This is a genomic window from Kribbella sp. NPDC050124 (genome assembly GCF_044460355.1).
Taxonomy (GTDB): domain Bacteria; phylum Actinomycetota; class Actinomycetes; order Propionibacteriales; family Kribbellaceae; genus Kribbella.
The window spans coordinates 1-22387 of the sequence record NZ_JBITJU010000039.1 but is presented as its reverse complement, the minus strand read 5'-3'; the positions used below and the strand labels follow the sequence as shown (position 1 = coordinate 22387).

At 68.1% G+C, this 22387-nt stretch carries 19 protein-coding genes; 15 read left to right on the top strand and 4 right to left on the bottom strand.

The window, feature by feature from the left end:
* Positions 1-35: 35 nt before the first annotated feature.
* A complete protein-coding gene (locus tag ACIBL3_RS44335; RefSeq protein ID WP_396360046.1) occupies positions 36-1811 on the top strand; it encodes a thiamine pyrophosphate-requiring protein in 1776 nt (591 codons plus the stop codon).
* Here ACIBL3_RS44335 and ACIBL3_RS44330 read toward each other — a convergent pair.
* On the bottom strand, positions 1800-2630 hold the full coding sequence (locus ACIBL3_RS44330) for a UbiA family prenyltransferase (RefSeq protein ID WP_396360045.1): 831 nt from the start codon (positions 2628-2630) through the stop codon (positions 1800-1802). The genes ACIBL3_RS44335 and ACIBL3_RS44330 overlap by 12 nt on opposite strands.
* 18 nt (positions 2631-2648) lie before the next feature.
* On the opposite strand from ACIBL3_RS44330, the gene ACIBL3_RS44325 reads away from it, so the two are divergent.
* The 3 genes from ACIBL3_RS44325 to ACIBL3_RS44315 are packed head-to-tail and all read left to right on the top strand — an operon-like array spanning position 2649 to position 5214.
* Positions 2649-3698, top strand: a complete 1050-nt coding sequence (locus tag ACIBL3_RS44325) for a type III polyketide synthase (RefSeq protein ID WP_396360044.1) — start codon at positions 2649-2651, stop codon at positions 3696-3698.
* The gene (locus ACIBL3_RS44320; RefSeq protein ID WP_396360043.1) at positions 3695-4204 is read left to right on the top strand and encodes an isoprenylcysteine carboxyl methyltransferase family protein; all 510 of its coding nucleotides are present in this window, start codon (positions 3695-3697) and stop codon (positions 4202-4204) included. The genes ACIBL3_RS44325 and ACIBL3_RS44320 overlap by 4 nt, the downstream gene beginning before the upstream one ends.
* A complete protein-coding gene (locus tag ACIBL3_RS44315; RefSeq protein WP_396360042.1) occupies positions 4201-5214 on the top strand; it encodes an NAD(P)/FAD-dependent oxidoreductase in 1014 nt (337 codons plus the stop codon). The genes ACIBL3_RS44320 and ACIBL3_RS44315 overlap by 4 nt, the downstream gene beginning before the upstream one ends.
* A 298-nt stretch (positions 5215-5512) precedes the next feature.
* Here the strand turns inward: ACIBL3_RS44315 and ACIBL3_RS44310 are convergent, their stop codons facing one another.
* The gene (locus ACIBL3_RS44310; RefSeq protein WP_396360041.1) at positions 5513-7060 is read right to left on the bottom strand and encodes a helix-turn-helix domain-containing protein; all 1548 of its coding nucleotides are present in this window, start codon (positions 7058-7060) and stop codon (positions 5513-5515) included.
* Between the two features lie 90 nt (positions 7061-7150).
* Here ACIBL3_RS44310 and ACIBL3_RS44305 point away from each other — a divergent pair, with 90 nt between their 5' ends.
* The 3 genes from ACIBL3_RS44305 to ACIBL3_RS44295 all read left to right on the top strand — a co-directional run bounded on the left by ACIBL3_RS44305 (position 7151) and on the right by ACIBL3_RS44295 (position 9881).
* A complete protein-coding gene (locus ACIBL3_RS44305; protein ID WP_396360040.1) occupies positions 7151-8425 on the top strand; it encodes an NAD(P)/FAD-dependent oxidoreductase in 1275 nt (424 codons plus the stop codon).
* Positions 8426-8533: 108 nt separating this feature from the next.
* Complete coding sequence (locus ACIBL3_RS44300) at positions 8534-8935, top strand: VOC family protein (protein ID WP_396360039.1); 402 nt, start codon at positions 8534-8536, stop codon at positions 8933-8935.
* A 79-nt stretch (positions 8936-9014) separates the two neighbouring features.
* Positions 9015-9881, top strand: a complete 867-nt coding sequence (locus ACIBL3_RS44295; protein ID WP_396360038.1) for a hypothetical protein — start codon at positions 9015-9017, stop codon at positions 9879-9881.
* Between the two features lie 28 nt (positions 9882-9909).
* Here ACIBL3_RS44295 and trxA read toward each other — a convergent pair whose 3' ends face one another.
* Together trxA and ACIBL3_RS44285 are read right to left on the bottom strand one after the other, a co-directional pair.
* Positions 9910-10299 (bottom strand): thioredoxin, encoded by a 390-nt coding sequence (trxA, locus tag ACIBL3_RS44290; RefSeq protein ID WP_396360037.1) that lies wholly within the window; start codon positions 10297-10299, stop codon positions 9910-9912.
* Positions 10300-10443: 144 nt separating this feature from the next.
* Positions 10444-11319 (bottom strand): aldo/keto reductase, encoded by an 876-nt coding sequence (locus ACIBL3_RS44285; protein WP_396360036.1) that lies wholly within the window; start codon positions 11317-11319, stop codon positions 10444-10446.
* Between the two features lie 710 nt (positions 11320-12029).
* On the opposite strand from ACIBL3_RS44285, the gene ACIBL3_RS44280 reads away from it, so the two are divergent.
* The 8 genes from ACIBL3_RS44280 to ACIBL3_RS44245 are packed head-to-tail and all read left to right on the top strand — an operon-like array spanning position 12030 to position 22044.
* Entirely contained in the window at positions 12030-12983 is a 954-nt protein-coding gene (locus ACIBL3_RS44280; protein ID WP_396360035.1) for a conjugal transfer protein, read from the top strand.
* A gap of 49 nt (positions 12984-13032) precedes the next feature.
* Positions 13033-13320 carry a hypothetical protein gene (locus ACIBL3_RS44275; RefSeq protein WP_132207221.1) on the top strand — a complete coding sequence of 96 codons (288 nt, stop codon included), beginning with the start codon at positions 13033-13035 and terminating at the stop codon, positions 13318-13320.
* Positions 13320-13886: a hypothetical protein gene (locus tag ACIBL3_RS44270; RefSeq protein WP_396360034.1), complete on the top strand. Its 567-nt coding sequence runs from the start codon at positions 13320-13322 to the stop codon at positions 13884-13886. Before ACIBL3_RS44275 ends, ACIBL3_RS44270 begins: the two co-directional genes overlap by 1 nt.
* Positions 13883-16825, top strand: coding sequence for an ATP-binding protein (locus ACIBL3_RS44265; protein ID WP_396360033.1), 2943 nt, complete (start codon positions 13883-13885; stop codon positions 16823-16825). Before ACIBL3_RS44270 ends, ACIBL3_RS44265 begins: the two co-directional genes overlap by 4 nt.
* Positions 16822-18816 carry a hypothetical protein gene (locus ACIBL3_RS44260; RefSeq protein WP_396360031.1) on the top strand — a complete coding sequence of 665 codons (1995 nt, stop codon included), beginning with the start codon at positions 16822-16824 and terminating at the stop codon, positions 18814-18816. The genes ACIBL3_RS44265 and ACIBL3_RS44260 overlap by 4 nt, the downstream gene beginning before the upstream one ends.
* 6 nt (positions 18817-18822) lie before the next feature.
* Positions 18823-19770, top strand: a complete 948-nt coding sequence (locus tag ACIBL3_RS44255) for a hypothetical protein (RefSeq protein WP_396360030.1) — start codon at positions 18823-18825, stop codon at positions 19768-19770.
* A 21-nt stretch (positions 19771-19791) separates the two neighbouring features.
* Entirely contained in the window at positions 19792-20943 is a 1152-nt protein-coding gene (locus ACIBL3_RS44250) for a hypothetical protein (protein WP_396360029.1), read from the top strand.
* A 60-nt stretch (positions 20944-21003) separates the two neighbouring features.
* Complete coding sequence (locus ACIBL3_RS44245) at positions 21004-22044, top strand: M48 family metalloprotease (protein WP_396360028.1); 1041 nt, start codon at positions 21004-21006, stop codon at positions 22042-22044.
* The last annotated feature ends 343 nt before the right edge of the window (positions 22045-22387 follow it).

Here is a 22387-nt window from a genome sequence, read left to right as displayed (position 1 = left end):
GAGGGCACCCGAGGGGTGAAACCGAGGGAGGTCTCATGAAGACCGTTGGCGACTACCTGCTCGAGCGGCTCCGGGACTGGCAGGTGGACACCGTCTTCGGCTATCCGGGCGACGGCATCAACGGCATCCTCGCCGCCTGGACGCAGGCCGAGGAGGGGCCGCGCTTCATCCAGTCGCGACACGAGGAGATGAGTGCCTTCCAGGCGGTCGGCTACGCCAAGTTCACCGGCCGGGTGGGCGTCTGCCTTGCGACCTCCGGTCCGGGCGCGATCCACCTCCTGAACGGTCTGTACGACGCCAAGCTCGACCACGTCCCCGTGGTCGCCATCGTGGGCCAGACCAGCCGGTCCGCGATGGGCGGCTCGTACCAGCAGGAGGTGGATCTGCACTCCCTGTTCAAGGACGTCGCGAGCGAGTACGTCGAGACCGTCAACGTGCCCGAACAGCTGCCGAACGTGCTCGACCGGGCGATCCGGACCGCGCTGGCCCGGTCCGCCCCGACCGCGGTCATCGTGCCGTCCGACGTCCAGGAGCTGGCGTACACGCCGCCGGAGCACGCGTTCAAGATGGTGCCGTCGAGCCTCGGGTTCGCGGCCGCCGTGGAGGTTCCGGACGAAGGCGGTCTGCTGGCGGCGGCCGACGTACTGAACAGTGGTCAGAAGGTCGCGATCCTGGTCGGCCAGGGGGCCCGGGGCGCGCGGCGGGAGCTCGAGACGGTCGCCGACCTGCTGAACGCGGGGGTCGCGAAGGCGCTGCTCGGCAAGGACGTGCTGAGCGACCACTTGCCGTACGTGACCGGCTCGATCGGGTTGCTGGGGACGCGGCCGAGCTGGGACCTGATGCGGGGCTGCGACACGCTGCTCACGGTCGGGTCGAGCTTCCCGTACTCGCAGTTCCTGCCCGATTTCGGCCAGGCGCGAGCCGTTCAGATCGACGCGGATCCGACCATGATCGGGATGCGGTACCCGTACGAGGTCAACCTGGTCGGCGACGCCGCGGCCACGTTGCGCGAGCTCACGCCGTACCTGCTGCAGAAGGAGGACCGGTCCTGGCGGAGCGGGATCGAGGACGGTGTACGGCGCTGGTGGGAGGTGATGGCTGCCGCCGCGATGGTGGAGGCGGACCCGGTGAACCCGCAGCGCCTGTTCCACGACTTCTCCGAGCGGCTGCCTGAGGACTGCATCGTGGTCGCGGACTCCGGCTCGGCGGCCGACTGGTACGCGCGGCAACTGCGTTTCAACGACACCACGCACGGCTCGCTGTCCGGGACGCTCGCGACGATGGGTTCCGCGGTGCCGTACGCGATCGGCGCGAAGATCGCCCATCCCGGCAAGCCGGTGGTCGCGTTCTCCGGCGACGGCGCGATGCAGATGAACGGGCTGGCCGAGCTGATCACGATCAAGCGGTACTGGCAGGAGTGGAGTGATCCGCGGCTGGTGGTCGCCGTACTGCACAACAACGACCTCAACCAGGTGACGTGGGAGATGCGGTCGTTGCAGGGCGCGCCGAAGTTCCCGGACTCGCAGACGCTGCCGTCGGTGGACTACGCGGCCTTTGCACGGTCCGTGGGGCTGGCGGCGATGACGGTCCGGTCCGGTGCGGAGCTGGGGCCGGCCTGGGGGTCGGCGCTCGCGGCGGACCGGCCGACGGTGCTCGATGTGCACTGCGATCCCGACGTACCGCCGATTCCGCCGCACTCGAGCTGGGACCAGATCCAGAAGACCGCCAAGTCGCTGTGGCGCGGCGACGAGGACCGCTGGGGCGTCCTCAAGGAAGGCGTGAAGACGAAGTTCCAGGAGCTACGGCACTAGGGCGTCGCCTCTGATGACGAGCGCGACGACGCTGACCGCGGCGACTGCGATGGTGAGCAGGAACGGCGCGTTCTTCCAGGCCAGGATCACGGCAAGCAGTACCGCGACGACGCCGAGGACGATCCAGCCGACCACGCCGGCCGGGCCTGGCGGGGCGAGAACCAGGAGGATCGTGGCCGCGGCCAACGGGATCGGGGCGAGCAGGCGGGCCGCGCTGCCGAGGCGTTGCGGCCAGCCGCGGACACCGGTGGCGAGATCGTCGGCCAGATCGGGTACGACGTTTGCCAGGTGGGCACCGACTCCGAGCAGGGCGGTGGCGGCGGTCGCCCACCACGGCGCCCAGGTACCGGTGGTGCCGAGCGTGACGAACGATGGGAGGGCGCCGAACGCGACGGCGTACGGGAGCCAGGACACGACTGTCGACTTCAGGCCGAGGTTGTACGCCCAGGCGCAGGCGACGAAGAGCAGATGCATCAGGCCGGCGGCGATCCCGTTGGCCAGCGAGACGGGGATGGTGACGACGAGCATGACGCCGGCGCCGATCGCGAGCGTGCGGCGACTCACCAGTCCACGTACCACTGGCTTGTCCTGCCGGTTCACAATGGTGTCGCGAGCGGCATCTATCGCGTCATTGCTCCAGCCGATCGAGAGGTGACCGGTGAGGATCGTTGCGGCGACGAGGAGACATCCGGCCGGACTGCGCCCGGCCGACCAGGCCACGGCCGTGGTGAGTGCGGTGACGGCGGCCGTCGGACCCGGGTGGCAGGCGAGTGCCAGGCCTTTGACGGTCGTGCCGATTCGGTGCACCTCGGGGCTCACCGAAGTAACGATGCCACGATGACGCGGATCGCAGCGGTCCGGCCCGCGTTGCCGCCGTACCGCTATCCGCAGTCCACTCTCACCGACGCGTTCGCCTCGATCTGCCTGCCCGACGGCAGCGGTACGGCGTTGCTCCGGCGGCTGCATGCGAACGCGGGGGTGTCGTACCGGCATCTGGCGTTGCCGTTGGAGAAGTACGCCGTACTGAAGGACTTCGGCGAAGCGAACGACGCGTGGATCGCGGCAGCCGTGGACCTGGGGGCTGAGGCGGTTGCGGGGGCGGTGAAGGACGCCGGGCTGACCCTGGAGGATGTCGATCTGCTGATGTTCACCACGGTGACCGGGGTGGCGGCGCCGTCGATCGATGCGCGGGTCGCGTTGCGGTTGGGGCTGCGGGAGGACGTGAAGCGGCTGCCGTTGTTCGGGCTGGGGTGTGTCGGTGGTGCCGCGGGGATCGCTCGGGTGCACGACTACCTGAAGGCTTGGCCCTCGCAGGTCGCCGTCTTGTTGTCGGTGGAGCTGTGCTCGTTGACGCTGCAGCGGGACGACTCGTCGCTCGCGAATCTCGTCGGCGGGGCGTTGTTCGGGGACGGCGCGGCGGCGGTGGTCATGACCGGTTCGGAGCACCCGCTGGCCTCGGGACCTTCGGTGGTGGCGACGCGGAGCCGGCTGTATCCGGACTCCGAGCGGGTGATGGGGTGGGACGTCGGGTCGGGCGGGTTCCGGATCGTGCTCGGGGCCGACGTGCCGGACGTCGTACGGACCTATCTCGGTGGCGACGTACGGGGGTTTCTGGCGTCGCACGGGCTGACGGTCCCAGAGATCGGGACGTGGGTGAGTCATCCCGGCGGGCCGAAGGTGCTGGAGGCGGTCGCTGAGACACTGGACCTGCGACCCGGAGCGCTCGATCTGACCTGGGAGTCGCTCGACGCGGTCGGCAACTTGTCGTCCTCGTCGGTGTTGCACGTCCTGGGTGAGACCCTCCGACGAGATCCTGTCGGCATGGGTTTGCTACTGGCCATGGGCCCCGGCTTCTGCTCCGAGCTTGTCCTTTTGGAGTGGCCGTGAGTTGGTACGTCGTACTCGTAGTGCTCGTCGGTCTTGAACGGGTCGCCGAGTTGGTGGTGTCGCTGCGGAACGCGAAGTGGAGTTTCGCGCAGGGTGGCGTGGAGTCGGGGCGCGGGCATTATCCGTTCATGGTCGTGCTGCACACGGGCTTGCTGGTCGGGTGTCTGGTCGAGGCGGCGCACCGGCCGTTCATTCCGTGGCTCGGGTGGACGATGTTCGTGGTGGTGCTGCTGTCGCAGGGGTTGCGGTGGTGGTGCATCACGGTGCTCGGACGGCAGTGGAACACGCGGGTGATCGTCGTACCAGGGCTGCAACTGGTTGCACGCGGCCCCTACCGGTGGATGCGGCACCCGAACTACGTCGCAGTGGTTGCCGAGGGCATCGCGCTGCCGCTGGTCCACACCGCGTGGGTGACGGCTGTCGTCTTCACGGTGCTGAACATTCCGTTGCTGGCGGTCCGGATCCGGACCGAGGAGGCGGCCTTGGACGCCGCCCTGCACAAGTGATCGACCTCCTGGTAGCCGGAGCTGGCCCGGCCGGGGCCGCCACTGCGATTCGCGCAGCGCTCGCCGGACTCTCGGTGGTGGTCGTCGAGCCGCGCTCAGCCCCGATCGACAAGGCTTGCGGTGAAGGCATTGCGCACAGTGCTGTGGCGTATTTGGGACGGCTCGGGGTCTCGCTCGACGGCCGCCCGTTCTACGGCATCCGCTACCTCGACGCGGCGCATCACGTCGACGCCCGCTTCGCCGCCGGCCCCGGCCTCGGCGTCCGCCGCACCACGCTCCACCAGGCCTTGGTGGACCGCCTGACCTCGTTAGGCGTGCCGATTGTCGACTCCCGCGTCGGCGCCATTACCCAAAACACCACCTCGGTGACCGCAGCGGGCATCACAGCCCGCTACCTAGCCGCCGCCGACGGCTTGCACTCAGGCATCCGCCGCCAGCTAGGCCTGGCCGGGCCACCGGGCACCACTCGCCGTGGCCTGCGCCAGCACTTCCACGTATCTCCATGGACAGATCTGGTGGAGGTGTACTGGTCCGGGCTCGGGGAGGCCTACGTGACTCCGGTTGCGGACGACCTGGTCGGCGTCGCCATCCTCACCTCCGAGCGCGGCACCTTCGACTCCCACCTCGACGCATTCCCCGCCCTGAGACGCCGGCTGCGCGGCGCCTGCCCCGCGAACGCCGTGATGGGAGCGGGCCCACTCCGCCAGCGAGTACGGGCACGGGTGGCCGGCCGGGTGCTGCTGGTCGGCGACGCGGCCGGGTACGTCGACGCGCTGACCGGCGAGGGGATCGCCGTCGCGCTGCGGACGTCGGCCGAGTTGGTGGACTGTGTCCTGAAGGATCGGCCGGCGGACTACGAGGCGGCCTGGCGACGAGTGTCCTGGGAATGCCGCCTGCTCACCGGCTCGTTGCTGTGGGCCCGCAACAGGTCGTTGCTCGCTCCCCGCATCGTGCCGGCGGCGACGCTGCTTCCCGGCGTCTACTCGCACATCGTCAACCGGTTGTCCTGAGCAAGAGATTCTCAGTGCCCTTCTCATTGGGCCCTTCTCATGGGCCCTTCTCGTTGGGCCCGGCGATCGCTCAGACAACCGCCGGGCCCCGAGAAGCCCGAGCTTCCTGGTGAAAAGCTCGGACCGGCCGGTCCAGCCTCCTGGTGAAAGGCTGGAACGGTGCCCCAGCTTCCTGGTGAAAAGCTGGGACAGTCCTTGGGGTGCTGCTCGGTGTTTCTGAGGAAGACTTAATCAGTCGGATGTTGCCCAGCAGTTGCCGGAATATGAAGCCTTGTTACGTAGCGTTGTGGCGTACATCTCAGTGCTCGGTGCGCACCGCCGCGATCTGCAGCTGCAACGCGAGCCGTTCGCGCGGATCCGAGAGATCCAGCTCCGCGATCTCGCCGATCCGTTTCATCCGGTGCCGCAAGGAGTTCGTGTGCAGATGCAATTCGCGGGCCGCGCGTTGCGGCTGACCGGGGTAATCGAGCCATGCCTGCAGCGTTTCCACGAACCCGGTGTCGTGCTCGATGTCGTACCGCAGCAAGGTCGCCAGCGGTCCGTCCAGTTTGCTGGTGTCGAGCGACGTGACGGCTCGGTGAACAGTCAGCACGTGCCACGCCTGCTCCACCGGTAACGCGGGTCCTCGTGCGGCGCCCCGCCGTACTAGACCCAGCAACTCGACCGCCTGGGCGCGTGAGCTCGGGAGGTCTGCCGGACCGCGTGCCTGCCCGCCTGCCGCGGCGATGGTGCCCGGCGCCGTCTTGGCTTGCTCGGTGACGAGCTTGCTCAACCAGTTCCACGAGCCAGGCCCGTCGGTGTCGCTGACGACCGCCAGGACCGTGCCGTCGAGGTCTGCGAGCTGCGGCTCGCTCCACCCGTGTCGGCGACCGGTCGACTCCCACAGGTCGAGTTGCTGCGGTACGTCGTACCCGTCGGGTGAACCAAGTGCGACAACACGCCAGGGCTGGGGTGGCAGCCGTACGTCGATCGGGTTGTCAGGGGAGAACTGCCGCAGGATCGTGCGCAATCTGTCGATGGCACTGCGCCGCGCCACGTCCGCCTGCGCGCGCAACCGCAGCAGGTGGAGCGCCAGCACCGACGCAGCGTTGCTCAGCTCGGCCGTCACCTCATCACTGACCGGACCATCCACCACAGCCCAGATAGACCCCAGCCACTCACCACCAGCCCGCACAGGTACGACGAGACGCGGCCGGATCCCGTTGGGGCCGTCAGGGACCAGGAACGGCTCACTGGACCGTGCAAGCCGGCGGAAGATGCCACGGGCCCGGAAGTGCGCGATGACCTCGGCCGGTACGCGCCGGCCGACGATGGTGGAGACACGGGTCGGGTCGGTGAAGTCCTGGCCGGACGAGTACGCCAGAACACGCGACTGGTTGTCCTCGATGGTGACTGGCGCGTCCACGATTGCGGCGGCCGCGTCGGCGAGTGCGAACAGCTCTTGGTGCACGCCGGCGTCTCCGGCGGCGGGGGAGTCGGGCGCGGCGGCTCTGTCGATCACACCGCGCAGCAGCCAGACCACGTGGGCCCAGGTGACGCTTGGCTGCAGTGCGACGAGCGTGAGCAGCCACCGCTCGGCTGCCGCGACCACAGCGGGGTCGTGGGCGAGCGTCGTACGCAGAACGACGCCGGAGGCGTTGCCGGCCGCGCAGCGCTCGACGAGCTCTACCGCGTCCTCCGCGTCGCGGAGGCCAAGCCCCAGCACGAGGTCGCCGGGTTGGCCGGTCGCGGGCTCCTGCGGGTCGGCCAGGAAGACGTCGCGGACCTCTCCGTCGCCCTTGCCCTGCACCACCACCTCGAACAGCGCTGGGCCGACGGCAACGACCAGGTCAGGCGCGGTGATCATGAGGTTATTGTGCTCTGAGCACAGTCATTTGTCTCTTCAGTGGTGTGATCGCACCATGACAGGCGCGCGCGGCGGCCGCACCATCGATACATGGTCGCTGCTGGTCCTGTTGGATCCACTCACATCGTTCCCGATCGCGTCGCCGTCGTCGGCGCGGGCATGGTCGGACTCGCCACCGCCTGGTTCCTCCAGGAAGCCGGCGTCGAGGTCACCGTGCTCGACCGCGAAGGCGTCGCCTCGGGCGCGTCTTGGGGTAACGCCGGCTGGCTGACGCCCGGCCTGGCCACCCCGCTGCCGGAACCGGCCGTCCTCAAGTACGGCGTCCGCGCGGTGCTGAGCCCCTCCTCACCGGTGTACGTTCCACCGACCGCGAGCCCGCGGCTCCTCAATTTCCTCACCCGCTTCGCTCGCAACAGCACTGCCGGACGCTGGAAGACCGCGATGGAGTCGCTGGTCCCGATCAACCGCCAGGCGCTGACCGCGTTCGACTTCCTGGCCAAGGCCGGCGTCGAGGCGCAGACGTACGAGGCCAAGTCGTTCCTGGCCGCGTACCGCACCGAGGCCGAGCGCAGCGTGCTGCTCGAGGAGATCGAGCACATCCACGCGGCCGGCCAGGGCATCGAGTTCGAGCCGATCAGCGGTGACGACGCCCGCGAGATCGAGCCCTCGCTGTCGGACGAGATCGGGGCCGCGATCCGGTTGCACGGGCAGCGGTTCATCAACCCTGGCGAGTACGTGCAGATGCTCGCCGACTCGGTGACCGCCCGGGGCGGGCAGATCATCAGCGGGGTCGTCGTGAAGGACATCATCGACGAGATCCGCGGGGTCCGCCTGGTCACCGGCGACGGTGAGACCGACCCGTTCGACGCCGTGGTGATGGCGACCGGCGCGTGGCTCGGCGACCTGGCCCGGCAGTTCGGCGTGAAGACCGTCGTACAGGCCGGTCGTGGGTACAGCTTCAGCGTGCCGATCGCGCACGTGCCGGCCGGCCCGGTCTACTTTCCGGCGCAGCGGATCGCCTGCACGCCGCTCGGCGACAGGCTGCGGGTCGCCGGCATGATGGAGTTCCGCAAGCCGGACGCGAAGCTCGACCCGCGCCGGATCGACGCGATCGTCGAGGCGGCCCGGCCGCTGCTGCGCGACGCCGATCTGGACGCCCGGAGCTTCGAGTGGGTCGGACCGCGGCCTTGCACCCCGGACGGACTCCCGCTCATCGGCGCGACCGCGTCGCCGCGGGTCTTCGCCGCCGGCGGTCACGGCATGTGGGGTATCACCCTCGGCCCGATCACCGGGCAGCTGCTGGCCGAGACCATCACCACCGGCCGCACCCCGAGCGAGTTGGCGCCGTTCGACCCCCTGCGCTGACGACAACGGGAGGGCGCTGCCGATCTCCTGCCCAGGGCCACCTCCCGTCGTTTTGTCGGCGGCGGGTGACATGGTGATCCTCCTTGACCTAGCGAGGAGGACATCGTCATGGTGCTGCGCTGGTACACGATCGTCATCGACTGCCACGACGTGCGCAAGCAGGCCGCCTGGTGGGCGGAGGCGCTCGGCTGGAGGACGATCTACGAGACCGATGAGGAGTGCGTGAACATCCCCGGCTGGGTCGACGAACAGGCGGTGCGGGACACCCCCTGGGAGCGGATCGGGCCCGGGATGACGTTCGTACCGGTCCCGGAAGGCAAGAGCGTCAAGAACCGCCTGCACCTGGATCTGGCGCCGCACACCAGCCAGGACCGCGACGCCGAGATCGCCCGCCTGGAAGCCCTGGGCGCGCACCGCACCGACGTCGGCCAACCCGACGACGCCTCCTTCACCGTCCTGGCCGACCCCGAAGGCAACGAGTTCTGCATCCTCAGCTCCCGCGCGGGCTGACCTGAGCGGCCGGTTGTTGCCGAACGTCCGGCCTGGGCGCACCATCGGTTTCAACCTCAACATGTCAGGGGGCAGGGGGATGCCAGACACGTATGACAGCCCGCCGACCGCGGAACGAAGCGCCCCACCGCCGTCCGGTCAGCGCCAGATGCCTTCGCAGCCACCAGGTTCGCGAGGACCCGTCGGTCCGCAGCGGTTCGAGCCTCAGGCGCCGATCGAGCGACGGCGAAAGCGCTCGTGGCTCGACCAGGCGCCCAGGGCGCTTGATGTCGCCGCCCGGGCGGCCTGTCTGCTGGGTGGGGTGGCCTTGCTGGTCACGAGCATCGTCGCGCTCTTCGCGGACGTCGATCAGACGAACCTGCTCGTCGTACTCATCGCAGGCCTGCTGCTGCTCATCTTGCCGACGATCGTCGATCGGATCCGGACGCTGAGGCTCGGCCAGTTCGAGGTGCAGTTGGTCCGTCAGATCGCGGCGAGCGCCAGGGGTGCTGCGCAGACGCTGCAGCGGCTCGGCCTCGGCCGCGAGCTCGACGCCTACGCCACCGTCTACACCGAGTTGCAAGGACCCGAGCTCAAGGACGTCCGGGGGATGGTCCTCGAGCGGATCGTCGAGCGCGTGGCGAGCGCTGCCCGGGTCGAGAAGTTCGACAAGGACGAGGTCAAGGCGATGTTCACCGAAGGTACGCCGGTCATGCGCGTGCTGGCGCTCGGCCTGATGGACGGCGATCCGTCCCTGGTGGACGCTGCGGTGCTGCAGGAGGCGGTCAGCCGATCCTCGAGCGGGAACGAGCAGTACCACGCGCTCCGGCTGGTCCGGGACCAGTGGAGCCGGCTGACTCCGGCCGAGCGTTCGAACCTGCGGTCCGCGATCGAGGCAAGTCCTCAGATCGAGCCCGGAACCGCCCGGCACCGGTTGGCAGACGAAATCCGGATGCTCACCGTGTGAGCACCCGGATTCGTTCGGGCATTTGCTGTCAGTGGCTGTGCGGCTCGGCGCCGTGCTCGGCCTCGTGAGCGGCGATCTGGGCCCGGACCTCTTCCATGTCGACCGCGCGCAGCTGGCCGATCAGGTCCTCGAGCGCGGCGGCCGGGAGCGCGCCGGGCTGCGAGTAGAGGACCACGCCGTCACGGACCGCCATCAGGGTCGGGATCGAGCGGATCTGGAACGCCTGGGCGAGCTCGACCTGCGCCTCGGTGTCGACCTTGCCGAAAGTGATGTCCGAGTGCGTCTCGGACGACTTCTCGAACACCGGACCGAACATCTTGCACGGGCCGCACCACTCGGCCCAGAAGTCCACCAGCACGAGGCCCTCGGCACTGACGACCTCGTTGAAGTTCTCCTGGGACAGCTCGACCGTTGCCACTACGACCTCCGAAGTTAGACGAATACAGCCTCTACAACACCAGGCCGGCCGCCGGTGTTCCCGTCCGGCTCGCGGGCCCGGCGTACAAGCGCTTGACCTTGACCGGAATGCGGATCGGCGGGTGTGACCTGGAACACGTCGAGGTCAGATCGGCATGTCCACGAAGGGTGACGAGTAGTCCTGTACCTCCCCGAGGATCGACGCGGCGTCCTCCGGCGTGAGGGCGGCCCGCTCGCGCTCGGCGATCACCATCTGCTGGAGCAGCCGGGTCTCGCCGGCGGTGGCCAGGCCGGTGATCTCCGGGTGCCCGTTGAGCAGCCACGCGGTCGCCGCCGTGATATAGCGCTGTTCGTCGAACGGCCGGTACCAGGTGTCGTACGTCTTCTCCTCGCCGTCCCGCCAGTTGCGCCGGGCAATCATCTTGATCGTCATCAGAGCCGCGTCGGACGCCTTCACCGCATCCACGAGGGCTGCGTAGTCGGCGGCGTACTGGGGATCCGTCGACAACCGGTAGTTGAGTGGCGTCAGCACACTGTCGAAGTCGAACCGGCGCAGCCCCTCGGTGTGCACGGCCGGCGCCTGCGCGGTGTGCCCGGTGATCCCGATCGCGCGCACCATGCCTTCTTCCTTGGCGCGCACCGCAGCTTCGAGCGATCCGCCCTTGCCGGTGACGAGATCGAGGTTCTCCAGGTCGCACACCGCGTGCATCTGGATCAGGTCGACGTGGTCGGTCCGAAGGCGCTCGAGGGACCGGTTGATTTCGGACCAGGCCTCCTCGTAAGTCCGGCGGCCGGTCTTGGTCGCCAGGAAGATCCGGTCCCGGATCTCCGGCATCCGCGGACCGAGCCGGAGCTCCGCGTCGCCGTAGTCGGCGGCGACGTCGAAGTGGTTGATGCCGGCATCGAGGGCCTCCTGGATCGAGGCGTCGGCCCGATCCTGGTCGACCCCGCCGAGCGACGCGGCGCCATAGATCAGTACCGAGCTCTCGTGGCCGAGTCTGCCCAGTCGGCGAGTTTCCATCCTGGTCCTCCAGGGGGTAGCAGGGTTACTGCGACCCTATGCCCGCGGCACCGTTTTGACCCCTCGCCACGGGAGAGTTTTCCACAGGCTGGACGCGTTGATCGGTTACTATGCGTGATCAGTTGATGCATTCTTTACCATGTTGTTCGCACGGATATTCGAAGCTGTCCGCGGCGTGTGGCATGGTGTGCGCTGCCCTGTCGAACGGATCGGGCCTGGGAGAGGAGCTATGACGACGGTACTTGAGGTGTCACTCTTGCCCATTGAGGGTGACACTGCCCGCGAGTCGGGTAACAGTATGGCTGCGGGGAGCGATGGTGCATCCGGATCCTGGTCTCAGGCCTCCCGGAGGGCGGTTGCTTGCCGTATTGTCCCGGCTACTGTCCGCGTAACTGCTGTCTGAGGGGCGGGTAGCGATGAGTTGGTGGCGAACGTTGCTGAATCTGCCGCCAAAAGGTGAGCACTGGTCGGACCAGCGCCGCACGAATCAGCGCCGGACCAAGAAGGCGGGCAGAGGACGCCCGTCGAGCACCGCGCCGGAGTGGTGGGACCACCCGGATGGCCCGGTGTCACCCACCCCTCGCCAGGCACAGGGTGTTGCCGCTCAGTACTCGGCTCCACAGCCGCATCCGCCGGCCGGCGGAGTGATGGCTCCGCCTCGCCGTCCGTCTGCTCGTACGCCGGACAGCGCGCACCGCACACCCGAACGTTTGAAACAGCGCTCGCCCCACGGCACGCACAGCCCGCCAGGTCCGGTCCGGGAGCCGCTGGAGCACGGCCAGCCGCCGTGGTCGACCGAGCCCGAGTCGTCGTTCTCCACGTGGGCACGGCGATTTTTCCGCGGTCTGGTGGTCGTCGTGCTGCTGCTCGCTGCAATTAGTGGCATCCGCTCATGGGTCGCTCCGAACCGCACCCCGGAGACCGTCGTCAGCAACCAGAACAGCTTCCCGGTCGACGAGGCCCGTGCCGTCGCGACCAGGTACGCCGTTTCCTACCTGAACTGGGACGAGGCGAACCCGGACGCCCGGCCCAACCTGATCGCCCTCGACCTGGCGGCCGGCCTGGACAGCCGGGCCGGCTGGAACGGACGCGGCAAGCAGACGGCGGACACGGCGTACCCGGGAGAGGTGAAGGTCGACTCGGCCGGCGTCACCGCCGTGGTCGACGTACGAGTAGAGGTTCGGTCGTTCACCAAGCGCGGGCAGGCCTGGGTCGCCGGCCCGTACTCGTGGGAGCGGCTGTCCGTCCCGGTCGCCCGGACCGCTTCGCGCGTGGTGGCCAGCGGGCCGCCGACGTTCGTGCCGGACGAGCGGGCCGCGCTGCCGGAGAACATGCCGGAGGCCGGCGTGGCGGACGACGATCTGACTGCGGCGACGCTGAAGGACGCGGAGGCGTTCTTCAGTGCGTACGCCGAGTCCGACAACAAGGTGTCGGCGGTGACCGCGCCAGGCTCGACGATCCGCAGTCTGAACGGCTCGGTGAAGTTCGGTCAGCTGAAGGACTGGCAGGTCTACACCGGCAACGACGACGAGCGGCGGGCGACCGCTGCCGTCACCTGGGACGGGGTGGGAGACACCACCCTGGACCAGAACTACACGCTCACGCTGCGGCGGACCGTCGCCACGGACGGAGCACAGCGATGGCAAGTGGCTGCCGTCGGATGACACCAGCAACCAGCCGTCGGATGACCGAGGCAACAAGGGAGACACCGCAATGATGACGCACGAACTTGCTGCGAGCGTGGTTCAGCTCGCCGCGCCACTGGTCGACAGCAACGTCCCGACGGGCGCGGACTTCAAGGACTGGGTCCTGGTCATCGCGGGGAACATCTTCATCGCCATTCTCGTGCTGCGTGCCATCGGGCACTACTTCAAACGCGAGTGGGGCGAGTTGTTCGGCCACATCGCGGCCGGGGTGCTGGTCGGTGGGCTGATCTACGCCAACAACCAGACCATCAACGTGCTCAAGGGCTTCTGGGGATTGCTGTCCGGAGGTAATTGATGCGCGTCGGCCGTACCCTGACCCACCACTTCGAGATCGAGACCCGGCAGTACGACCTGCTCGGCATCGACCTCGGAGAAGGCGCCCGGCGCCGGATGATCATCTTCGGAGCGGTGATCATCGTGCTCTGGGTCGCGCTGCTGATCCCGTTCATCGGGGTGCCGCAGAAGTCCACCGTCAGTCTGTACATCGTTCCGCCGTTCGTGATCACCGCGTTCGGCTGGCGACCCGGTAAGTTCCATGAACGCCGCCGCCGCGTGACCGAGTGGGCGCTGGCCGTCCGTTACGCGTTGCGCGCCCACCGCCCGATCATCGGTCTCGGCGCGCGGGCCGCCGACAAGACGGAGTACCTGCCATGGCGTGAGCGCGTCGCGACCCAGAAGGTGGCCAACCTGGCCAAGGCCAGGGTGACCCCGGAGTGGGAACGCGATGTCGTGGTGGAGCTGGATCCGAGGGTTCGCGCCGGTGCGGACATCACGGTCAACCAGCGGGCCCGCCTGCTCGGGGCGGACCACGTGCAGCGGGTCAGTCGCAGGACGACGTCGTCTGGGAAGGTGCACGGATGAAGATCGCTGACAAGCTCCTGAACCTGGTGGGGGTCGGACGTGAGCGCGGCTTGCCGCCGCCACGGCTGGTCGCCATCGCGGACGGTCTGCTCGTCACCGAACGCAGCGCGGAGGCGTGGTTTCTGATCTCGGTGGCCAACACCGATCTCGCCACCGAGGCTGAGCAGGACGCGGCCCTCGACGCCGCGGTGAGTGCCGCCGCGACCATCCTCGGCGACCGCCTGAGCCACCTGAAGGTGGTCTGGGGACGCTCCACCGGGCAGGACTACATCGACAGCGTGGCCGGCCACTACCGGCTCGGCGATCACGAGTCCTGGGCACAGACCAGGGCCGATCGCATCGACGAGATGCGGATGCCGGAGCGGTACGTCGCCCTCGGCGTCCACCTGTCCGACCGCGACCCCCGCGCAACCGCCCAGGTCCGCGGCTCCATCAGCGACGCCCTCGGTACGACGTCCTGGCGGGTGAGCGCCCGTGAGCTCGCCCATCTCGACGAGCGGGTGCGCAAGCTCGCTCGCCAGCTGGGCTCCACCGTCTGGCGGGCGCACACCGCGCCGGCCGAGGTGATCTCCTGGCTGATCAGCCGCGAGATGCACCGCGGTGCCGTCGCCGCCCCGCGTCGCGGGCTCATCACTGGTGCCTCACTGGCACGGCTGACGTCCGGCCGGGTGGTGCCGTACACCGACCATCTGCGCATCTTCGACACCCGCGGTCAGATCGCGGCGTACACGACTGTGCTCGCGATGACCGACTTCCCCGAGGAGCTCGAGACTCCGGGTTCGGGGGAGTGGTTGCGGACGCTGTCGGAGATCAAGGCGATCGACGACGACGGCGACGAGATCGACGTCACCGTCGAGGCATCGGTCCGGTTCCGGGTCCTCACCAAGAAGACCGCCAGGCACCTGGTCGACGAGACCCGCAAGAGCGCGAAGGAACAACGTAGGTCCGCCGCCAAGGGCACCGCGGAGGAGACCGCTGACGAGATCGTGGAGACCGAGCGCGTGATGCGCGAGGTCAAGCGCGACATCAACCGCAGCGGCCTGACCCTTGTCGAGGACCACCCCCGTCTCCTGGTCAGCGCGGACACCCGCGAGGACCTTGAGGCGTACGTCGACGCCGTCATCGCGCACTACGCCGACCGCGGCATCACCGTTGCCGTCGGCGCGGACGAGCAGCGCGACCTGTGGCTGGAATCCTTGCCAGGCGACCAGTTGCGGGTGCCCGACCTCGGTCATGTCCGGGAGTCGACCGCGTTCTTCGGCTCGTGGTTCTGGGGCGGCGCGTCGATCGGCGACGCGACCGGTCCGGCGATCGGCTACCTGACCGGGTCGACTCCCGGTCTGGTGCGTTTCGACGCGGCAGCCGGTTCTGCACTCGGTGACGCGACGACGACCTTGTTCCTCGGGCGTTCCGGTCGAGGTAAGACGACGGCTGCCATGCTCGGCGGTCTGGATTCGGCCTTCGCCGGCGCGTGGGTGCCGTTGCTCGACCTGAAGGGTGACGCGGCCGGTGTGTCCGCGGTCGCTGCGGAGTACGGCGTACCGACGGCTGTCATCGAGATCACCGCACAGTTCTCCGGCGCTGCCGACCTGCTGCGCGTGCTGCCGGTCGACGACGCCTTGCTGCAGGCGCCGTCGCAGTTGATGCTGCTGCTTCCGCCGCATCTGCGTGGTGCCGCCGAAGCCCCGGTCGTTGCCGCGACTCGGGCCGAGATCCAGTCGCCCGACCCGTCGTCGTGGGGCGTGATCCAGCGGCTCTGCCAGTCGGACTCCGAGACCACGCGTACGGTCGGTTTCGCCTTGCGCGACCTGGTCGAGACCGGCCTGGGTTCGGTCGTTGCCGGTCCGCCGTCGGGTCTGTCCTCGCTGACCACCAACCCGGGCCTGTGGGTCGTCCAGATGCCAGGCCTCACCCTGCCCTCACCCGAGTCGGCGCCGGAGTCCTGGTCGCCGATCGAACGTGTCGGCATGGCCTGTCTGCGCGGCTGCCTCGCCTGGATGGTCCGTACGACGGGACGCCGCGAGTTCCGTGGCCGCTCCAAGGTCGTCATCGTGCCCGAGGTCCACCTGCTCACAAAGACCCCGGACGGCGCGTCCTTCCTCGACTACATCGCCCGGGTCGGCCGTGCCCTCGGCGCGTCCCTGGTCCTCGACACCCAGGACCCGGCGTCCATCCTCAAACTGCCGGGTCTGGTCGAGCAGATCACCACACTGTTCGCGTTCAGCCTGCGCTCTCGCGAGCAGGTCGACTCCTTGCTCGAACTGCTCGGCCGTCCGCAGACCCCGCCGTACCAGACCCTGGTTCGCGGCATCAACACCGCCGCCAACGGCAAGTCGATCCGCCACGGCCACTGCATCATGCGCGACCGCTGGGACGAGGTAGCCACCGTCCAGATCGACATCCCCAGCCAGCAGGTCGCCGCCCTCCTCCGCACCACCCCCGAGTCCGAGCACGCCACCGAACCCAGCCAACCCATCCTCCCGCCCGTCGAAGCCGACCCCTTCGCCGACGACGAGGAAGAAACCCCCCAACCCGCCGCCACCGCCACCGCCCAAGCCGAGGCCCACACCCAAGCCCCACCCCAGCACGACCCGCACCACCCGGAGCCAACCCAGCCTCTCCCGGCGCCACCCGCCCCCGACGCGACGCCCGCGCACGCCGAATCGACCCCCACCCCCGAGCTGGCCCAGCCTGCTCCTGCGTACGCCGAGCCAACCGCACCCCCGGCCCCCGGGGTAGCCCAGCAAAACGGCCACCCCCCAACCCCCAACGGCCAAGACCACACCCACCCCCTCCGCTACGAGTCCCCCATCGGCCCCGACGAGGTCTACGACCAAGAAGCCGACGAAGCCGCCTACAACGAAGCCATGTACCCCGCCTACGGCGACAACCCAGCCGACACCCCCAAACCCTCCGGCAACAAGGAGCACGTCGCATGACCTGGTCACGCCGTCTCCGCACGGCCGTGACCACACTCACCATCTCCCTCATCGTCACCACCCAGCTCGCCTTGGCTGCGGATCCGGAACCGGGCCCGACCAGCCCAACTGGCTTCGGCGACCTGTTACCCACACCTGATCTGACTCACGGCGACACGCGAACTCTGTTCGAGCAGTACAGCCCGATGGCCTACGGGCTGGATTTCGAGCGCAGCATTCGCGATCCCATGGAAGCCGTCTTCAACGGCTACGCACACATCGTGATGATGTACATCGTCGCCATCACGCGCGGCGCGATCTCGGTGGGCTGGTGGCTGTTCTCGTTCACTGACGTCAAGCCCCTCACGGACGCGACGTCAGCAACGATCGGAGCGACCAGCACGCAGTTGGTCGGTTGGCTACTGCCGTCTGCGTTGGCCTTCGGAGCGGTCGCCGCATACACACAGCGGAAGACCAGCGGAAGTGCGTTGGGCCAACTGGCGTGGGTCTTCGTCGCCGGCGTGCTCAGCATCAGTTTCGCGCTCGCTCCGGCGACCTGGTTGCGTGGTGTCGACGGCGCTCGTCAGATGGGCGCAGGTGCGATCATGACGGCGTCCGCTGATGCGATGGGTCCGACGATGCAAAGCCCCATTGCCTGGCCTGAGCCGAGTTTCACCGGCACGCCGAGAGACACGTTGCTGAGAAAGTCGGCCGACGCGAGTTGGCGTGGTTTCGCAGTGACGCCCTGGTGCATCGCCGAGTTCGGCTCATTGGAGGCATGCGGGCGGTACGGCAAGGGAATGCTAGATGCCGGTACGGACGTCGATGCGCGAAACAAGTACATCGACTCTGTGATTGCTCCGGCTGAAGGCGGCGATGACGCGCCGACAGTCAAGTGGGCGAAAGGCGAGAATGCTTTTGGCCGAATCGCCGTCGTCATGCTCGCGGCCATCGCCGCGACCTTGTTCGCGTTTCTCAATATCTCGTTGGCGTTTACGGCACTGATGGCCTTCGTCGGCTGTCTCCTGCTCCTGGTCGTCGGGGTGTTCTTCGCTTGTCTCTGGATCATCCCGGGCCGGACTCGTCAGTGGGGGCTCAACTGGTTCGAGGCCTTGGTCGGGCTCGTGTTGCAGTCGTTCCTGGCCATGCTCGTCTTCGGTACGGCGCTCACCCTCGTAACAGCTGTCTTCAGCTTGACCGGTGTACTTGGCTGGCTTCCTGTTTCAGGTCTTGCGATCGCTGTGCTGATCGCCGGATTCCGGCTACGCAGACTGCTCGACAACCTGACCTCGATGATGCGGCCTGGTTCAGGCAGCATTCTGTTGGGAGGCCTGGCCCGACGTGGTGCGCTCAACGTGGCTAGGCGGATGTTCGGTTCCATTACCAGCCGAAGCGCAGCGCCGTCGCTGACAGAGCGCAAGAGGGGTATGGCCCAGGAAGCCACCAGCCCGCAACGCGTGACGTCGGTCCGTGTCTATCGACAAGCGCCGGTGGTTGGTTCGTTGACTCGGGGGGCTGCGGCGAGTTCGCCGTATGAGCTTACGGCGGGGCCTGAGCGGCGGAAGGCGGATGGGGTTGCGGGGCCAGGTGGGGGCGGGCCTGGTGGTCAGCAGGCGGGGGCTGAAGGTGGCGCTGTGCGGGCAGCGGGTGTGAGTGGGCCGGCTCGGAGTACGTCGGCGTTGAATCTTGCTCGTGCGCGGGCTCAGTCCAAGGGCGAAGGGCGCCGTACGATTTCCGTCTCGGCTGCCAACGTCGTGCCGGCGAGTGGTTCGGGGAGCCGCGGCACGGCGGGAGAAGCGCAGAAGGCGCGCCACTCCCGCAGGCCAGCGCCGGCCCCGGTCAGTGAGCCGCGGTACGAGCCGAGGGCGTATACGCATTCGGCCAGTCTCCGTGAGGGACCGCCGAAGGGCCGGCAGCGCCGTCGCGCGACGGCTCCGCAGCCGCGCCGGTTCCGCGAGTACTCCGCCATCACGAAAGACGGCGTGACCATCCACGTGCCGACGCGTAGGTGATCGCGGATGGCACGCAAGCACCGATCGACTGAGGACCGACGGGAAGGCGCCCGTCGCGCCTCGAGCCGGCACGACCGCGACACCGGCTCCGAACACGACGAGTACGTCGACTACGAAGAGCGCGCGGAGCGACGGCGTCCCGATGCGCCGGACAGTTGGCGTTCGTTGATGAGCACGGATTACGACTATCCGGAGGAGATGGGCGAGCTCCGTGGTCGCGATCGCCGCCGGGCGAAGAAGGAGTGGCGGCGCGACGACCACGCGCAGCGGATGGCTTGGCTGCGTAATCAACGCCAGGCCGAGCCGACCAGCCCGGTGGTCATCGTCGCGCTGGTCGTCCTGCTGGCGATCGTCATCCTCGGCCTCGGTGGCGGTCTACCGCGCCTGCTCGGGCGCGAGAGCTCCGACGACGGCGCGCCCGTCGGTCTGCTGACACCCGGCCGTTCAGTAGTCCTGCCGACCGCACCGTCGAACACTCAACCAGGACAGGGAAGTTCCGAAGCCACCCCTCCGCCCCTGACCACGCCGCCACCGCAAACCCAACGCCCGCCGGTCGAAGCCATTGCGCTCGCCAACGATGTGGTCGGCACCTGGGCACGTACCTTCTACACGCGCGATCCGGCCGCCGAGTCGTACTCGGCCCTGGTCACGAAGTCGGCGCAATACATGACGGCTGAGGTCGCGTCCAGCTTCACCTCTGCCGGCGATCCGACGTACGAAGCCCTCAAGAAGGACGGCGGGAAGTCGACAGTCGTCTCCGCGCCGGTCAGCGCGCCGCCGGCCAACGCGGAAGCGCCGGTCGATACGCCGGGCCGGATCACGAGATTCGTCAAAGTCACCATCAATGTCACCGGAAAGAACGCTCAGCGATTCGACGTACCCCTGCTCGTCACGCTGGTGAATCAGAACAACCAATGGATCATCAGCGAAGTCTCAGGCGGTACCGGGCCGTGACCACGTCGGTGGAGGGCTGCGATGTTCGATGAGCGAGATCTGGGTAGGGGCATTTTCGCAGTCGCGAGCAGAGGTGTGTTCGTCAAGGCCGGGGCGGCTTTGGCGATCGTGGGGGTGGCCAGCCTGCTGATGCTCGCCCCGTTCGGTGGATCGAGCAAGCCGCAGGCCGCCTGCCTACCGCTCGCCCCCGGCCAAGTCGGAAATCCGCTCGCCACCGGACCACTTCGGGCTACTCAGCTCGCGTGGGCGAAGCTCATCGATCAGATTGCGAGGGATCGGGGTCTGCCGGGGCGTGCCACCCTGATCGCCTTGATGACGGCCTTGGTGGAGTCGGATCTTCAGAACCTGACCTACGGCGACGCCGACTCGCTTGGACTCTTCCAGCAACGGCCCAGCGCGGGATGGGGCGCACCTGAGCAGATCGTGCCCAGGGACAAGCCGCCGGTGTACGCGATCAACGCCTTCTTCGGTGGTAAGGATGCGCCAGATCCGCCGGGCCTGGTGGACATCGACGGTTGGCCGTCGATGGCGTTGGGCGACGCTGCGCAACGCGTTCAGGTTTCTGCCTACCCCGACCGCTACGCGCTGCGCGAGAGCGAGGCGCGTCAGATCGCGGCGTCGGCCGGCATCGACCTGGAGCGCGCCGGCAACCCGTACGCCGGTCGCGCAGGCGCCGCGCCTGGCGGCGACGTCGAAGGCGTCACGCAGGATGACGACTGCGGCGGCGAGGGACTGATCTCCGGAAAGCCGGTCAACGGCGTGTGGCCGCCTGAGGAGCAGACCGTCACGGACCCGACCGGCACGGGTGGCATGGTCACCCCGCGTACGGCGGCCTGGGTCGCCCAAGCCCGCCAGAACCTCGGCACCCTCAGCATGAGCTGCTGGGACGCACACGTCTGGAACCCGACCAGCGACCACCCCCGCGGCAAAGCCTGCGACGTCATGGTCGGCGCCGACGCCCGAAGCTCGTCCCCGGCACGCGCCCGCGGCGACCAGATAGCGAACTGGGCCATCAAGACCGCCGCCCAGACCGGCGTGCGCTACGTCATCTGGTACGGCAAAATCTGGTCCGCCCGCCGAGGCACCTGGATCCCGTACAACGGCGGCGGCGTCTACAACCCCACCGACGCCACCGGCGGCCACTACGACCACGTCCACGTGTCCGTGTACTGATGAAAGATGTCTCCGTAGTCTGGCGCGTGTGGCTGAGGCGGCACAGGAAGTGAGAGCCCAATGACCAGCCCAGGCGACCCCAACGACCCCAACGGCTCGTGGCGACCGAACAACGCGCCAGGACCACAGCAGAACGTGCCGCCTTCCCCACAGTGGGGTCAGCTACCTCCTGGCGCATCGGCAGGCTCGGCCGGGCAAGGTGGTCCGAGGTCCGGTGGCCGGGTCGAGGTGTCGGCCGCAACGACTCTCCTCACTGCGGTCCCATGGTTCTTCTGGAGTTTCGTCACGGTCTCCTGGATCGCCGGAATCATCGGTTTCGGCTACGGGTGGATTCTTGTGGCTCTCTGGCTCGTCTCCGGAGCAGTCGTCTTCGTCAGGCCGGTCGAGGAGTGGATCGCTCGCTTCCTGTTCCGTCTCCGAAAGCCGACGCTGGTCGAGGATCAGCGGATTGCGTCGGTCTGGCCGCAACTGTCGAGCCGCGCAGGGGTGGGCGGCAGCAACTACTCCGTGTGGGTCCAGGAGTCGGAGGATGCCAACGCGACGCCGACCCCTGGACACATCGTCGCTGTCACAACTTGGTCTTTGTACAACCTGCCTGCGCCGCATCTGGAAGCTGTACTGGCGCACGAACTCAGTCACCACCTCGGCGGACGCACCCTGCTGAGCCTGCTGAGCTTCTGGTACTCGATTCCGGCTCGCTGCGCGCTGATCGGCGTACGCGCCCTTGGACGTTTGATGAAGGCCGTCCCCGCCGTCGGGTGCCTGGTCATCGGCTTCTTGACGCTGGGGTACCTGGGGATCCTGCTTGCGGTTCTCACCTTTGACGACAGCCTGGTGTTGCCCATCCTGTTCTTGACGCCGTTTGTCGCGCCGCCGATCCTGGCGTGGCTCGGTCGGCGAGAGGTCATGCAGGCTGATCGCCGCGCCGCTGCGATGGGCTACGGCGCCACCATCGTGCAAGTCCTGTATGGCTGGCAGGTTCAGCATCAGAACATGCTGGGCCGGGAGGCGAACCGGCGTTCACAACTCATGTCGAGCACCCCGTCACTCGGGGACCGCGTCCGTGCACTCGAGGGACTCGCGCCACCTTCTCAAGTCTGAGCGATCAAGAGAGCTGCGCACCGACGAGAGCGAGGGGACTGGCTTCAGGTGGTGGCGCGGATGACCTCGTGAGTGGCCCCTGGGGAGGTGAAGGCTAGGAGGTTGTGGGCTTCGGATTCCAGGGATTGCCAGGTTTGGGGGGTGATTTTGATGATGGGCTGGATTTCCAGGGTGGTTTGGGATTTGGTGTTTTTGGTTTGTTTCCAGAGGGCGGTGGCTTGGCCGTTGTGGAGGGTGGAGCCTCGGGTGAGGACTGATGCGCCCCGCGTTTTCCGGACAGCTCTTAACGGCTAATTCACGCTGCGAGCTGCCGTTCCAGATACTCGTCATGGACCTGTTGTGG